At 61.9% G+C, this 14406-nt stretch carries 13 protein-coding genes; 10 read left to right on the top strand and 3 right to left on the bottom strand.

Annotation, left to right across the window (positions count from 1 at the left end; all coding sequences use genetic code 11):
• Positions 1-7: 7 nt before the first annotated feature.
• The 5 genes from NTD85_RS02150 (at position 8) to fdhA (ending at position 6659) form a co-directional block, all read left to right on the top strand.
• On the top strand, positions 8-337 hold the full coding sequence (locus NTD85_RS02150; RefSeq protein ID WP_003228964.1) for a sarcosine oxidase subunit delta: 330 nt from the start codon (positions 8-10) through the stop codon (positions 335-337).
• A complete protein-coding gene (locus tag NTD85_RS02145) occupies positions 334-3351 on the top strand; it encodes a sarcosine oxidase subunit alpha (protein ID WP_262141309.1) in 3018 nt (1005 codons plus the stop codon). Before NTD85_RS02150 ends, NTD85_RS02145 begins: the two co-directional genes overlap by 4 nt.
• A 194-nt stretch (positions 3352-3545) precedes the next feature.
• The gene (locus tag NTD85_RS02140; RefSeq protein ID WP_262141308.1) at positions 3546-4178 is read left to right on the top strand and encodes a sarcosine oxidase subunit gamma; all 633 of its coding nucleotides are present in this window, start codon (positions 3546-3548) and stop codon (positions 4176-4178) included.
• Positions 4179-4401: 223 nt separating this feature from the next.
• Positions 4402-5259, top strand: coding sequence for a formyltetrahydrofolate deformylase (purU, locus tag NTD85_RS02135; RefSeq protein WP_003228959.1), 858 nt, complete (start codon positions 4402-4404; stop codon positions 5257-5259).
• Positions 5260-5459: 200 nt separating this feature from the next.
• A complete protein-coding gene (fdhA, locus tag NTD85_RS02130; RefSeq protein ID WP_103484819.1) occupies positions 5460-6659 on the top strand; it encodes a formaldehyde dehydrogenase, glutathione-independent in 1200 nt (399 codons plus the stop codon).
• A gap of 215 nt (positions 6660-6874) precedes the next feature.
• Here the strand turns inward: fdhA and NTD85_RS02125 are convergent, their stop codons facing one another.
• Complete coding sequence (locus tag NTD85_RS02125; RefSeq protein ID WP_262141307.1) at positions 6875-7549, bottom strand: anti-sigma factor domain-containing protein; 675 nt, start codon at positions 7547-7549, stop codon at positions 6875-6877.
• Positions 7546-8181 (bottom strand): RNA polymerase sigma factor, encoded by a 636-nt coding sequence (locus NTD85_RS02120; RefSeq protein ID WP_262141306.1) that lies wholly within the window; start codon positions 8179-8181, stop codon positions 7546-7548. The genes NTD85_RS02125 and NTD85_RS02120 overlap by 4 nt, the downstream gene beginning before the upstream one ends.
• Before the next feature lie 148 nt (positions 8182-8329).
• On the opposite strand from NTD85_RS02120, the gene NTD85_RS02115 reads away from it, so the two are divergent.
• On the top strand, positions 8330-8887 hold the full coding sequence (locus tag NTD85_RS02115) for a DUF2780 domain-containing protein (RefSeq protein WP_103521264.1): 558 nt from the start codon (positions 8330-8332) through the stop codon (positions 8885-8887).
• Between the two features lies 1 nt (position 8888).
• Here NTD85_RS02115 and NTD85_RS02110 read toward each other — a convergent pair whose 3' ends face one another.
• On the bottom strand, positions 8889-9776 hold the full coding sequence (locus tag NTD85_RS02110; protein WP_262141305.1) for an acyltransferase: 888 nt from the start codon (positions 9774-9776) through the stop codon (positions 8889-8891).
• 310 nt (positions 9777-10086) lie between these two features.
• Here NTD85_RS02110 and NTD85_RS02105 point away from each other — a divergent pair, with 310 nt between their 5' ends.
• The 4 genes from NTD85_RS02105 (at position 10087) to creD (ending at position 14331) form a co-directional block, all read left to right on the top strand.
• Positions 10087-10593, top strand: a complete 507-nt coding sequence (locus NTD85_RS02105) for an ATP-dependent zinc protease (RefSeq protein ID WP_103486433.1) — start codon at positions 10087-10089, stop codon at positions 10591-10593.
• A gap of 68 nt (positions 10594-10661) precedes the next feature.
• Positions 10662-11342 carry a two-component system response regulator CreB gene (gene creB, locus NTD85_RS02100; RefSeq protein WP_103486457.1) on the top strand — a complete coding sequence of 227 codons (681 nt, stop codon included), beginning with the start codon at positions 10662-10664 and terminating at the stop codon, positions 11340-11342.
• Positions 11342-12760 carry a two-component system sensor histidine kinase CreC gene (creC, locus tag NTD85_RS02095; RefSeq protein ID WP_262141304.1) on the top strand — a complete coding sequence of 473 codons (1419 nt, stop codon included), beginning with the start codon at positions 11342-11344 and terminating at the stop codon, positions 12758-12760. The genes creB and creC overlap by 1 nt, the downstream gene beginning before the upstream one ends.
• A gap of 200 nt (positions 12761-12960) precedes the next feature.
• Positions 12961-14331 (top strand): cell envelope integrity protein CreD, encoded by a 1371-nt coding sequence (creD, locus tag NTD85_RS02090; protein WP_262141303.1) that lies wholly within the window; start codon positions 12961-12963, stop codon positions 14329-14331.
• Positions 14332-14406 lie beyond the last annotated feature (75 nt).

Genomic DNA, 14406 nt, shown 5'->3' with positions numbered 1-14406 from the left:
AATCCCCATGTTGCATATCTTCTGTCCTCACTGCGGCGAACTGCGCTCCGAAGAGGAATTCCATGCATCCGGTCAGGCGCACATCCCGCGTCCGCTGGATCCGAACGCCTGCACTGATGAAGAGTGGGGCGACTACATGTTCTTCCGCGATAACCCGCGCGGTCTGCACCACGAACTGTGGGATCACGTCGCCGGTTGCCGCCAGTACTTCAACGTCACCCGCGACACCGTGACCTACGAGATTCTCGAAACCTACAAGATCGGCACCAAGCCGCAATTCACCGACAAGGCTGATACAGCGAAAACAGCCACGACGGCGCTGGGAGAGAAGGTATGAGCCAGACCAATCGCCTGTCCAACGGTGGACGGATCGACCGCAACAAAGTGCTGAGCTTCACCTTCAACGGTCAGAGCTACAAAGGCTTCGAGGGCGACTCGCTGGCCTCGGCACTGATCGCCAACGGCGTCGACATCATCGGTCGCAGCTTCAAGTATTCGCGTCCACGCGGGATCTTCGCCGCCGGTGCCGAAGAGCCGAACGCCGTGCTGCAGATCGGTGCCACCGAAGCCACGCAGATTCCCAACGTGCGCGCCACGCAACAGGCGCTGTACCAAGGCCTGGTCGCCACCAGCACCAACGGCTGGCCGAGCGTCAACAACGACATGATGGGGATTCTCGGCAAGGTCGGCGGCAAGCTGATGCCGCCGGGTTTCTACTACAAAACCTTCATGTACCCGCAATCGTTCTGGATGACGTACGAGAAGTACATTCGCAAGGCTGCAGGGCTTGGCCGTTCGCCGACCGAAGTCGATCCGGACACCTACGACTACATGAACCAGCACTGCGACGTGCTGATCGTCGGCGCCGGCCCTGCCGGTCTCGCCGCTGCCCTGGCGGCTGCGCGCAGTGGTGCGCGGGTGATCCTCGCTGATGAGCAGGAAGAGTTCGGCGGCAGCCTGCTCGATTCCCGCGAAAGCCTCGACGGCAAACCGGCGATGGAGTGGGTGGCCAGCGTTATCGCTGAACTCAAGGACACCCCGGACGTGCTGCTGTTGCCGCGCGCCACGGTCAACGGTTACCACGACCACAACTTCCTGACCATTCACGAACGCCTCACCGATCACCTCGGTGACCGTGCGCCAATCGGTCAGGTACGTCAGCGCATCCACCGCGTCCGCGCCAAGCGTGTCGTGCTGGCGACCGGCGCGCACGAGCGTCCATTGGTCTACGGCAACAACGACGTGCCGGGCAACATGCTTGCCGGTGCGGTCTCGACTTACGTACGCCGTTACGGCGTGGCACCGGGCAAGAAGCTGGTGCTGAGCACCAACAACGATCACGCCTACCGCGTGGCGCTGGACTGGCTCGACGCCAGCCTGCAAGTGGTGGCCATCGCCGATGCGCGGAGCAATCCGCGGGGTGCGCTGGTGGAAGAAGCCCGCGCCAAAGGCATTCGCATCCTCACCGGCAGCGCCGTGATCGAGGCCCGTGGCAGCAAGCGCGTGACCGCTGCCCGCGTCGCCGCCATCGATGTCAAAGCCCACACGGTGACCAGCCCGGGCGAATGGCTCGACTGCGACGTGATCGCCAGTTCCGGCGGTTACAGCCCGGTGGTGCACCTGGCTTCGCACTTGGGTGGCAAGCCGATCTGGCGCGAAGATATCCTCGGTTTCGTACCCGGCGAAGCACCGCAGAAACGTGTGTGCGTCGGTGGTATCAACGGCGTCTACGGCCTCGGTGATTCGCTGGCCGATGGCTTCGAAGGTGGCGCACGCGCTGCCAGTGAAGCCGGCTTCGGGGTGGTCGAAGGCACGTTGCCCAAGGCCCTGAGCCGCCTCGAAGAAGCAACGCTGGCGTTGTTCCAGGTGCCGCATGAGAAGGGCACTGCGCGGGCACCGAAGCAATTCGTCGATCTGCAGAACGACGTCACCGCCGCCGCCATCGAACTGGCGACCCGCGAAGGTTTCGAGTCGGTCGAGCACGTCAAACGCTACACCGCGCTGGGCTTCGGCACCGATCAGGGCAAGCTCGGCAACGTCAACGGTCTGGCCATCGCCGCGCGCTCGCTGAACGTGACCATCCCGCAGATGGGCACCACGATGTTCCGCCCCAACTACACGCCGGTGACGTTTGGCGCGGTAGCGGGTCGTCACTGTGGGCACATTTTCGAACCGGTGCGCTACACCGCGCTGCATGCCTGGCATGTGAAGAACGGCGCCGAGTTTGAAGACGTCGGCCAGTGGAAACGTCCATGGTACTTCCCGAAAAACGGTGAAGACATGCACGCCGCGGTGAAGCGCGAATGCAAAGCCGTGCGCGACAGCGTCGGCCTGCTCGACGCCTCGACCCTCGGCAAGATCGACATTCAAGGCCCGGATGCCCGCGAGTTTCTCAACCGCGTGTACACCAACGCCTGGACCAAGCTCGACGTGGGCAAGGCCCGTTACGGCCTGATGTGCAAAGAAGACGGCATGGTCTTCGACGACGGTGTAACAGCCTGCCTGGCCGACAACCATTTCGTCATGACCACCACCACGGGCGGCGCCGCGCGCGTCCTGCAGTGGCTGGAGTTGTACCACCAGACCGAATGGCCGGAGATGAAGGTGTATTTCACTTCCGTCACCGATCACTGGGCGACCATGACCCTGTCCGGACCGAACAGCCGCAAGCTGCTCAGCGCCGTGACCGACATCGATCTGAGCAACGAAGCCTTCCCGTTCATGACCTGGAAAGAAGGCCTGGTCGGCGGCGTGCCGGCGCGGGTGTTCCGCATCTCGTTCACCGGTGAGCTGTCGTACGAAGTCAACGTCCAGGCCGACTACGCGATGGGCGTGCTGGAGAAAATCGTCGAGGCCGGCAAGCAGTACAACCTGACGCCGTACGGCACTGAAACCATGCACGTTCTGCGCGCCGAGAAAGGTTTCATCATCGTCGGTCAGGACACCGACGGCTCGATGACTCCGGACGACCTGAACATGGGCTGGTGCGTCGGTCGTACCAAACCGTTCTCGTGGATCGGTCAGCGCGGCATGAACCGTGAAGACTGTGTGAAGGATCAGCGTAAGCAACTGGTGGGCCTGAAGCCGATCGATCCAAATGTCTGGCTGCCGGAAGGTGCGCAACTGGTGTTCAACACCAAGCAGGCGATCCCGATGACCATGGTCGGCCACGTGACCTCCAGCTACGCGCACAACTCCCTCGGTTATTCGTTTGCCATGGGCGTGGTCAAGGGCGGTCTCAAGCGTATGGGCGAGCGGGTATTTGCGCCGCTGGCCGACGGCAGCGTGATCGAGGCGGAGATTGTGTCTTCGGTGTTCTTCGATCCGAAGGGTGATCGGCAGAACATCTGATTGCTCGGGGGACGGTGGGGTGTCAGTGGGTGCGAGTCGTCTGATCGATTCGCGAGCAAGCCCGCTCCCACAGGTTCCGGGTCGTTAATGGAATTTGTGTCAGGCATCAGTCCCCTGTGGGAGCGGGCTTGCTCGCGAAGGCGGCAGTACAGCCACCACAAGGACCGGACCAACAGAATTGAGATAGGTGCTTTATGACCACAGCCAACGTGTACCAACAACGCCCGACCACCGGTGCCAAGGCCGAGTCGTCGCTGCACCATGCCGACCTCGCCAGCCTGGTCGGCAAGGGTCGCAAGAACGCCGGCGTCATCGTGCGTGAAAAGAAACTCCTCGGTCACCTGACCATTCGTGGCGATGGCCACGATGCAGCCTTCGCCGCCGGTGTGCACAAGGCCCTCGGCATTGAATTGCCGGGCGCCCTGAGCGTGATCGTCAAAGGCGACACCAGCCTGCAATGGATGGGCCCGGACGAGTGGCTGCTGATCGTGCCAAGCGGTGAAGAATTCGCCGCCGAACAGAAACTGCGCGAGGCGCTGGGCGATCTGCACATCGCGATCGTCAACGTCAGCGGCGGCCAGCAAGTGCTCGAACTGAGCGGGCCGAACGTACGGCAGGTGCTGATGAAATCCACCAGCTATGACGTGCACCCGAACAACTTCCCGGTCGGCAAAGCGGTAGGCACGGTGTTCGCCAAATCGCAACTGATGATTCGCCACACCGCCGAAGACACCTGGGAACTGCTGATCCGTCGCAGCTTCTCGGATTACTGGTGGTTGTGGTTGCAGGATGCGTCGGCCGAGTACGGGCTGAGCGTGCAGGCCTGAAAGATCAAGAGCCACCCCCTCACCCCAGCCCTCTCCCCCAAGGGGGAGAGGGGGGAAGGGAGCAGATTTGTGTGGTTTTCGAGCCCGAGTTCGACCCGATACTTCAGGCCGGCGTAGCTCGAAAGAACACCTCGGTCAGTCCCCTCTACCTCCGGGAGAGGGCTAGGGTGAGGGGCAAAAATCCCCCAGACACCGCGCACAAAAGAACAGGAGTCACCGCACCATGAGCCGCGCCCCAGACACATGGATTCTGACCGCCGACTGCCCCAGCGTCCTCGGCACGGTGGACGCGGTGACGCGTTTTCTGTTCGAGCAGGGTTGCTACGTCACCGAGCACCATTCGTTCGATGACCGGCTCTCGGGCCGTTTCTTCATTCGCGTGGAATTCCGTCAGCCTGACGGTTTCGACGAACAATCCTTCCGCGCCGGCCTTGCCGAGCGCGGTCAGGCGTTCGGCATGGTCTTCGAACTGACCGCGCCGAACTACCGGCCGAAAGTGGTGATCATGGTTTCCAAGGCCGATCACTGCCTCAACGACTTGCTCTACCGCCAGCGCATCGGCCAGTTGTCGATGGACGTCGCGGCGGTGGTATCCAACCATCCGGATCTCAAGCCTTTGGCCGACTGGCACCAGATTCCCTACTACCATTTCCCCCTCGACCCCAACGACAAGCCGGCGCAGGAGCGTCAGGTGTGGCAGGTGATCGAAGAGTCCGGCGCCGAACTGGTGATCCTCGCCCGCTACATGCAAGTGCTGTCGCCGGAGCTGTGCCGCAAGCTCGATGGCAAGGCGATCAACATCCATCACTCGCTGCTGCCGGGGTTCAAGGGTGCCAAGCCGTATCACCAGGCCTACAACAAGGGCGTGAAACTGGTTGGCGCGACGGCGCATTACATCAACAACGACCTCGATGAAGGGCCGATCATTGCCCAGGGCGTCGAGGCGGTGGATCACAGTCATTACCCCGAGGATCTGATTGCCAAGGGGCGCGATATCGAGGGTCTGACCCTGGCCCGGGCGGTGGGTTATCACATCGAAAGAAGGGTGTTTTTGAACGCCAACAGAACCGTTGTTCTTTAGATCGCCATCGCTGGCAAGCCAGCTCCCACAGGGATTTGTGTCGTACACAATTTTTGAGTCCCACCCGAAACCTGTGGGAGCTGGCTTGCCAGCGATGAGGCCATAACAGGCAACACAACAATCAGCATCTGTACCCGAGCACTTAACGCGCTGCCTGTCTGGGCAACGCGGTTCCATAAAAACAACAGCGAGGTGAAAGCATGTCTGGCAATCGTGGTGTGGTGTATCTCGGCGCTGGCAAGGTCGAAGTGCAGAAAATCGACTATCCGAAAATGCAGGACCCGCGCGGCAGGAAGATCGAGCACGGTGTAATCCTGCGTGTGGTATCCACCAACATTTGTGGCTCCGACCAGCATATGGTGCGCGGCCGTACGACGGCGCAGACCGGTCTGGTGCTGGGCCATGAAATCACCGGCGAAGTGATCGAAAAAGGTTCCGACGTCGAGAACCTGAAAATCGGCGATCTGGTTTCCGTACCGTTCAACGTGGCTTGCGGGCGCTGCCGTTCCTGCAAGGAGCAACACACCGGTGTCTGCCTGACCGTCAACCCGGCGCGTGCCGGCGGTGCTTACGGTTATGTCGACATGGGCGACTGGACTGGCGGCCAGGCCGAGTACGTGCTGGTGCCGTACGCCGACTTCAACCTGCTGAAACTGCCGGATCGCGACAAGGCCATGGAGAAAATCCGCGACCTGACCTGCCTCTCCGACATTCTGCCGACCGGCTATCACGGTGCGGTGACGGCGGGCGTTGGCCCGGGCAGCACCGTTTATATCGCGGGCGCCGGCCCGGTCGGTCTGGCCGCGGCTGCCTCGGCGCGTCTGCTGGGCGCGGCGGTGGTGATCATCGGCGACGTCAACACCATCCGTCTGGCGCACGCCAAGGCTCAGGGTTTTGAAGTGGTCGACCTGTCCAAGGACACGCCGCTGCACGAGCAGATCGCCGAGCTGCTGGGCGAACCGGAAGTCGATTGCGCGGTGGACTGCGTGGGCTTCGAAGCCCGCGGCCACGGCCATGACGGCGTGAAATCCGAAGCCCCGGCCACCGTGCTCAACTCGCTGATGGGCGTGGTGCGTGTCGCCGGCAAGATCGGTATCCCGGGCCTCTACGTCACCGAAGATCCGGGTGCCGTGGACGCCGCCGCGAAAATGGGCAGCCTGAGCATCCGCTTCGGTCTGGGCTGGGCCAAATCTCACAGCTTCCACACCGGCCAGACCCCGGTGATGAAGTACAACCGCCAACTGATGCAGGCGATCATGTGGGACCGCATCAACATCGCCGAAGTGGTGGGCGTGCAAGTCATCAGCCTCGACCAGGCGCCGGAAGGTTACGGCGAGTTCGATGCCGGTGTGCCGAAGAAGTTTGTGATCGATCCGCATCGGTTGTTCAGTGCGGCGTAAGCTTCAGGCAGTGCAGAACGGCGACCTCAAGGTCGCCGTTTTTTATTGGGATGAGCATTAAACCTGTGGCGAGGGAGCTTGCTCCCGCTCGGCGGCGAAGCCGTCGTAAAATCCACACATGCGGCATCTCAGGAAAATTACCCACACAAGATTTGGGCCGCTTCGCAGCCCAGCGGGAGCAAGCTCCCTCGCCACAGAGGTTTGTCGTGCCAGAGTCAGAGAGCCGCTAAGGCGCCTTGGTAAAGCACCGGCCCCGTCGGCTGCCCGGTCGGCGAGCCACCCTTCGGCTCCAGACTCACCGCCAGCGCAATCGGCTGGCCGATCAAGACTTTCTGCGCCGCGCTCAATTCAACCTTGCCCTTGCCCCCCGCCGGAATCACCCCCAGCGAAATCGGCTTGCCATCCGCTGGAATCGCCCACAATTCCAGGCTGCGATCAGGCCCGACTGCCGCCAATGTCAGCGGCTCGACTTGCAGATAATCGGCATGCGCCTCGACCTTCAGCGCCGGCCGCGCGTCGGCGGTCAGCAGGGTGGCGCGGTAGCGGGCGTCGTCGCGGTTGTACAGCGAGCCGAGGAATACCAGGATCACGATCGAACATAGCGCGGCGGTGACCCGTAGCCAGTTCCAGAACGGACGTTTTTCCGGGACGTGCAGCACTTGCGGTTCGATCCGCGCGGTGATGCCTTGCCACACCCGATCCGGCACCGGGCGCTCCGGCAGCGTTTCGGTAAGGCTGGCAAGGCTCTCCTGCCACTGCGCCAACTCGTTTCGCAGTGCTGCGTCATCCAGCAGCAATTGTTCAAAGCGCCTGCGCGCCGCCGCAGACATCAGGCCAATGGCGTAATCGGCAGCGAGGGCGCGGCGCAGGGCGGGGGTCTGGTAGTTCATGATTCAAGGCACCTGCGCAGACGCTCCATGCCGCGGCGAATCCACGACTTCACCGAGCCCAGCGGTGCGGCCAGCTGTTCGGCCAGTTCCGAGCAGGAAAGGCCCTGGAAGTAGGCGACGCTGATCGACTGGCGCTGCATGCCGTCGAGGGTGTCCAGGCAGCGATGCAGCGCGCTGGCTTCGCGGCTGCTGTTCAACAGGTCGTGGGCTGAAGGGCCATCGTCCGGCAGGGTGTCCTGTTCGAAGTCGGTCAGCGGCCGTTCGCGCTGTTTGCGTAATTGGTCGATGGCCTGATTGCGAGTGATGTTGATCATCCAGGTCAGCGGCGCCGACAAGTGGGCTTCGTAGCGCGAGGCGTTGTTCCAGATCCGCACGAAGCTTTCCTGCAGCACGTCCTCGGCCAGATCCGCCCGGCCCATGATGCGCAGGGCCACGCCGTGCAGACGCGGGCCAACGCTGCGATAGAGCGTTTCGAACGCAGCACGGTCACCCAGTGAGCACTGGGCCAGCATCTGGCGCAATTGATCGGGGTCGGCGATGGAAATGACGGCTCTCCAGGCAATGGGCGGGCGACGAGGGCGGTGCTCGGGCTGTTCACAGGCTAGTTCAGGGACAGCGCTTGTGCCATTCATCTCGGGTTATCCGCGGTTTCACGTTTTATATACGTGGGCATGCTGAAAATGGATGCGCCGGCGAGGAACATGCTGGCTGAAACCCGGTCAAATCGGCAGTTTTGCCGCCCATTGAGGGGCGGTCACCACAGCGCAAGAGGATGTCTGAATGAAGATTTCACGCGGTATTGCCTTGGCTTCACTGATGACCCTTGCGGCTGGCCCGGTGTTCGCAGGGTTCAGTCTGGACGACGTGACCAAAGCGGCTTCGAGCATGCAGGGTGGCAACGCTGCCACCGCCGCCGCGCCGACCTCGGAAACGGCTGGTTTGCTGAAAGCGGTCACCGATCTCGGCGTTACGCCGCAGCAAGCCGTCGGTGGCACCAGCGCCATGCTTGGCCTGGCCAAGAACCAATTGAGCAGCACCGATTATTCGCAGTTGGCCAAAGAAGTGCCGGGCATCGACAAGCTGTCGGGCGGTAGCGGCAACCTGGCGGCGTTGAGCGGGTTGCTCGGCTCGTCGGGCAAGTCAGCCGGGCTGGAAAACGCGCTGGGTAACGTCAAGAACACCAGCGACCTGAACAATGCCTTCGGCGCGTTGGGCATGGACAGCGGCATGGTCGGTCAGTTTGCCCCGGTGCTGCTCAAGTACCTGGGTGATCAAGGCGTCGGCGGCCCACTGCTGCAGAGCCTGGGCAGCATCTGGGGCGCCGGCACCGGTAGCTGATTCAGGCGCGCTCGCCGCGCAGTTGGCTGATGCGCTGATCCTTCTCGGTCCAGAGCTGGTTGACCCAGTTCTGGACCTGCTGGCGAAACAGCGGATCGTTCTCGTAATCGCCCTGCGACAGCGCCGGGTCGAGTTCGCGGGTCTGGATGTCTACGATCACCCGCGGCACGCTGCCGCTGATCAAATCCCAGAATCCCGGGATCTTCTGCTGTGGATAGACCACGGTCACGTCGAGCAGCGCGTCCAGCTGTTCGCCCATCGCCGCCAGAACAAATGCCACGCCACCCGCCTTGGGTTTGAGCAGGTGCTTGAACGGTGACTGCTGCTGCGCGCTTTTCGCCGCGGTGTAGCGAGTACCTTCCAGATAATTCACCACCGTTACCGGCTGGCGCTTGAACAGCTCGCAGGCCTGTCGGGTGATTTCCAGATCCTTGCCCGCCAGCTCCGGGTGCCTGGCCAGAAACGCCTTGCTGTAGCGCTTCATGAACGGGTAATCCAGCGCCCACCACGCCAGCCCCAGGAACGGTACCCAGATCAGCTCTTTCTTGAGGAAGAACTTGAAGAACGGCGTGCGCCGGTTGAGGGTCTGGATCAGCGCTGGAATGTCGACCCACGACTGGTGGTTGCTGACCACCAGATACGAGGTGTCACCACGCAGGTTTTCACCGCCGCGAATGTCCCATTGAGTGGGGATGCACAGGCGAAAGATCAGCTTGTCGATTTCCGCCCAAGTCTCGGCAATCCACATCACCGCCCACGAGGCGTAATCGCGCCAGCGCCCCGGCGCAATCAGTTTGAGCAGGGCAAAGACCAGCAACGGCCCGATCAGAATCAGGGTGTTGAGCAACAGCAGCAGGGTGACGAAACAGCCGGTGAGCAGGCGGCGCATAAGCAACTCTATGAAGGCGGATGGGCGCGCCATGATAAGTGGCTTCGGGCGACAGGCCAAATCGATGGTGACGAATGTTTCACTTTTGGCTGGCTATGCTGGAGCTGATTACTGTGCTGGCAGGGCTGGCCTCTTCGCGAGCAAGCCCGCTCCCACAGTGGATCTTCAGTGTGCATGCCATCTTCAACAGATCCCCGATCCCCTGTGGGAGCGGGCTTGCTCGCGAAGGCGGATTCAGGGCGAACGAATTGCCCAATGGCTGTCTAAAATCTCGCGTCTGACGCCCTCATTTTCCAAGGAAGCCCTCTACGTGAAATCCCTCCTTGCACTGTTTGCCCTCGTCGCCCTGCCGGTCATGGCCGCCGAGCCGACCCTGTACGGGCGTTACGAATACATCGCGCTGCCGGAAATCGGTGGTGAGGTGCTCAAGGCCAAGATGGACACCGGCGCGCTGACCGCTTCGCTGTCGGCCAAGGACATCGAGACCTTCACCCGCGATGGCGAAGACTGGGTGCGTTTTCGCCTCGCTACCAAGGATGCCGATAACAAGGTCTACGAGCACAAGGTCGCGCGGATCAGCAAGATCAAGAGTCGCTCCGACGAGGACGATGAAGATCGCGACGTCACCGAAGTCGCCAAGCGTCCGGTGGTCGATCTGGAGCTGTGCCTGGGCAACGTCAAGCGCACCGTTGAGGTCAACCTGACCGACCGCAGTCACTTCAACTATCCCCTGCTGATCGGCGCCAAGGCCCTGCGCGAGTTCGGCGCGGCAGTGAACCCGGCACGGCGTTTCACCGCCGACAAGCCGGACTGCTAAGTGGTCTCATTGACGTAAGGTCAGGCTTGGGGCACCGTTCGCGCACTTAACCCATGGGCTCGGACGCCATGCCTCATATCCTGATTGTCGAAGACGAAGCGGCGATTGCCGACACGCTGATTTTTGCCCTGCAGGGCGAGGGGTTTGCCACCACGTGGCTGAGCCTCGGCGCGGCGGCGCTGGAGCATCAACGGCAGACCCCGGCTGACTTGATCATTCTCGACATCGGCCTGCCGGACATCAGTGGTTTCGAAACCTGCAAACAGCTGCGGCGCTTCAGTGAAGTGCCGGTGCTGTTCCTCAGCGCCCGGGACGCCGAGATCGACCGGGTGGTGGGGCTGGAGATCGGCGCCGACGATTACGTGGTCAAGCCGTTCAGCCCGCGTGAGGTCGCGGCGCGGGTCCGGGCGATTCTCAAGCGCATGGCGCCGCGTCCCGTGGTTGAAGCCTCCTCGGCGCTGTTTCGCATCGATCCCGAGCGCGTGCAGATCGTCTACCGGGGGCAGCCGCTGAACCTGACCCGCCACGAATTCCGCCTGTTGCAATGCCTGCTTGAACAACCGCAGCGGGTGTTCAGCCGCGAGCAATTGCTCGACGCGCTGGGCGTTGCCGCCGACGCCGGCTACGAGCGCAGCATCGACAGCCACATCAAGAGCGTGCGCGCCAAACTGCGTCTGGTGCGGGCCGACGCCGAGCCGATCCAGACCCATCGCGGCCTCGGTTACAGCTACAGCCCGGGGCACAGCTGATGTCGCTGGGGCTGCGGATTTTTCTGGTGTATGTGCTGTTTGTCGGCCTGACCGGTTATTTCGTGCTCAACACGGTGATGGAAGAAATCCGCCCCGGCGTGCGCCAGTCCACCGAAGAAACCCTGGTCGACACCGCCAACCTGATGGCGGAAATTCTCCGTGATGATTTCAAGGCCGGCACGCTCAGCGAGAACCGCTGGCCCGAATTGCTGCGGGCCTACGGCGAACGCCAGCCACAGGCGACGATCTGGGGCCTGGCGAAAAACCAGGTCAACCACCGCATCTACGTCACCGACGCCAAAGGCATCGTGGTGCTGGATTCCAGCGGGGTGGCGGTCGGGCAGGATTATTCGCGCTGGAACGACGTCTACCTGACCCTGCGCGGCGAATACGGCGCGCGCTCGACCCGCAGCGATCCGAACGACCCGGCGTCCTCGGTGATGCACGTCGGCGCGCCGATCCGTGATAACGGGCGGATCATCGGTGTGGTCACCGTGGCCAAGCCCAACAGCTCGTTGCAGCCTTATGTCGATCGCACCGAACGGCGCTTGCTGTTTTACGGTGCCGGGCTGATCGGCCTCGGCCTGCTGTTCGGCGCTTTGCTGTCGTGGTGGCTGAGCCGCGCGCTGCACCGTTTGACCGGCTACGCAAAAGCAGTGAGCGAAGGGCGCCGGGTTGAAGTGCCGCATTACCGTGGCGGCGAGCTGGAGCAACTGGCCACGGCGCTGGAGCAGATGCGCACCCAGCTCGAAGGCAAGGCTTACGTCGAACGCTACGTGCACACCCTGACCCATGAATTGAAAAGTCCGCTGGCGGCGATTCGCGGTGCGGCGGAGTTGCTGCAGGATGAGATGCCAGCGATTCAGCGCCTGCGCTTTATCGGCAACATCGACAGCGAAAGCGCACGGATGCAGCAACTGATCGAGCGCCTGTTGAACCTCGCGCAAGTCGAGCAGCGGCAGGGGCTTGAGGAGCGGGTGGCGGTGCCGCTGGCGGCGTTGGTTGATGAATTATTGCAGGCGCAGGCAGCGCGGATCGAAGGCCGGCGGCTCAAGGTCGAGCAGACGATTGCGTCGGATCTGTTGCTGATCGGCGAGCCGTTTCTGCTGCGTCAGGCGTTGGGCAATCTGCTGGAGAATGCGCTGGATTTCACCCCGGTCGGCGGGTTGCTGCGTTTCAGTGCCGAGCGTGTTGGAGAGCAGGTCGAGTTGCGCTTGTTCAACGAAGCGGCGGCGATTCCCGAGTACGCCTTGCCGCGTCTGAGTGAGCGGTTTTACTCATTGCCGCGTCCGGACAGTGGGCGCAAGAGCACCGGTTTGGGGCTGAACTTCGTTGAAGAGGTGATGAAGTTGCATGGTGGGTTGATGCAGATCCGCAATGTCGAGAATGGCGTGGAAGTGATTTTGCGTTTGTCCTGATACCGAGTCGCTGCCTTCGCGAGCAAGCCCGCTCCCACAGGTTTTTGTGTTGTACACAGATATTGCTTACACCTGAGTCACTGTGGGAGCGGGCTTGCTCGCGAAGGGGCCGGTGCAGTCTCCACACAATCTCCATATTCCCCCCACATTCCCCTCATACATCAACACCAGACTCTGCCCATCCAAACAGGGAGAGTCCCATGAACAAGAATCTGACCATCAAGCTCGGGGCGATTGCCCTGCTGATCCTGCTGTTGCTGATACCGCTGCTGATGATTGACGGCATCATCGATGACCGCCAGCAACGGCGCGATGGCGTGCTTGAAGACATTGCCCGCAGCTCCAGTAATAGCCAGCAACTGAGCGGGCCGGTGATGGTGGTGCCGTATCGCAAAGTGATTCACAACTGGAAGCTCAACGACAAAACCAACCAGCGCTACGACGAGCCAAGTGAAGAGCGCGGTCGTCTGTATTTTTTGCCGGAGCGCTTCGAGCTCGACGGCCAGGTGCAGACCGAGCTGCGCAATCGCGGTATCTACGAAGCGCGACTGTTCCACGCCGACAATCGCATCAATGGGCATTTCTCGTTGCCGGCGCAGTTGGGGATCCAGGAAGATTTTGCCGACTACCAGTTCGATGCGCCGTTTCTGGCGGTGGGCATCAGCGATATTCGCGGCATCGAAAACGCGCTGAAACTGGAACTCGACGGCCAACGCCTGGATTTCGTACCCGGCACCCAGGTCGGCTGGCTCGGCGAAGGTGTACGGGTCACGCTGCCGGTGCTGGACACCCGCAACGCTACAGAGCTGACCTTCGGTTTCGACCTGCGTCTGCAAGGCACCGGTTCGTTGCAGGTGTTGCCGGTGGGCAAAAGCAGTCACGTCAGCCTTGCCGCCAACTGGCCGCATCCAAGCTTTGTCGGCAACTTCCTGCCGGGCAAACGCGAGATCAGCGATCAGGGCTTCAGCGCCGATTGGCAGACCACGTTCTTCTCCACCAACCTGCAAGAAGCCATGAGCCGTTGCGTGATGGGCAATGACTGCGAGGCGTTCAACGGGCGCAGCTTCGGCGTGAGTTTCATCGATCCGGTGGACCAATATCTGAAGAGTGATCGGGCGATCAAATATGCGCTGTTGTTCATCGTCCTGACGTTCGCTGGTTTCTTCCTGTTCGAAGTGCTCAAGAGTCTGGCGGTGCACCCGGTGCAATACGCGTTGGTCGGGGTGGCGCTGGCGTTCTTTTACCTGTTGCTGCTGTCGTTGTCGGAGCACATCGGCTTTGCTCTGGCGTATCTGCTGTCGGCCAGTGGCTGTGTGTTGTTGATCGGGTTTTATGTTTGCCACGTGCTGCACAGCGTGCGTCATGGCCTGAGTTTTTCTGTGGGATTGGCGGCGTTGTATGGCCTGCTGTATGGCTTGCTGAGCGCCGAGGATTACGCGTTGCTGATGGGTTCGTTGCTGCTGTTCGGCCTGCTCGGGGTGTTCATGGTGCTGACGCGCAAACTCGACTGGTACGGGATCGGGCAGAAACCGGCCAAGCCGCTGGAGTTTGATGTGGGGGGGATGCAATGAGCGGGCTGCGTGAGGATCAGCGCTGGAAGGAAGCATTGGTGACGCGGATTGTCGGGTTTCTGCCAGTGAGACCGA

This window comes from Pseudomonas sp. 13B_3.2_Bac1 (assembly GCF_025466205.1).
In the GTDB taxonomy this organism is placed as follows: domain Bacteria; phylum Pseudomonadota; class Gammaproteobacteria; order Pseudomonadales; family Pseudomonadaceae; genus Aquipseudomonas; species Aquipseudomonas fluorescens_H.
The sequence above is the reverse complement of the archived record's forward strand: the minus strand, read 5'-3'. Positions and strand labels throughout refer to the sequence as shown.

Excerpts from the sequence above, each read along its gene's own strand:
- NTD85_RS02150 (WP_003228964.1), top strand. The coding sequence starts at position 8 with ATGTTGCATATCTTCTGTCCTCACTGCGGCGAACTGCGCTCCGAAGAG.
- NTD85_RS02145 (WP_262141309.1), top strand. The coding sequence starts at position 334 with ATGAGCCAGACCAATCGCCTGTCCAACGGTGGACGGATCGACCGCAAC.
- NTD85_RS02140 (WP_262141308.1), top strand. The coding sequence starts at position 3,546 with ATGACCACAGCCAACGTGTACCAACAACGCCCGACCACCGGTGCCAAG.
- purU (WP_003228959.1), top strand. The coding sequence starts at position 4,402 with ATGAGCCGCGCCCCAGACACATGGATTCTGACCGCCGACTGCCCCAGC.
- fdhA (WP_103484819.1), top strand. The coding sequence starts at position 5,460 with ATGTCTGGCAATCGTGGTGTGGTGTATCTCGGCGCTGGCAAGGTCGAA.
- NTD85_RS02125 (WP_262141307.1), bottom strand. The coding sequence starts at position 7,549 with ATGAACTACCAGACCCCCGCCCTGCGCCGCGCCCTCGCTGCCGATTAC.
- NTD85_RS02120 (WP_262141306.1), bottom strand. The coding sequence starts at position 8,181 with ATGAATGGCACAAGCGCTGTCCCTGAACTAGCCTGTGAACAGCCCGAG.
- NTD85_RS02115 (WP_103521264.1), top strand. The coding sequence starts at position 8,330 with ATGAAGATTTCACGCGGTATTGCCTTGGCTTCACTGATGACCCTTGCG.
- NTD85_RS02110 (WP_262141305.1), bottom strand. The coding sequence starts at position 9,776 with ATGCGCCGCCTGCTCACCGGCTGTTTCGTCACCCTGCTGCTGTTGCTC.
- creB (WP_103486457.1), top strand. The coding sequence starts at position 10,662 with ATGCCTCATATCCTGATTGTCGAAGACGAAGCGGCGATTGCCGACACG.
- creC (WP_262141304.1), top strand. The coding sequence starts at position 11,342 with ATGTCGCTGGGGCTGCGGATTTTTCTGGTGTATGTGCTGTTTGTCGGC.
- creD (WP_262141303.1), top strand. The coding sequence starts at position 12,961 with ATGAACAAGAATCTGACCATCAAGCTCGGGGCGATTGCCCTGCTGATC.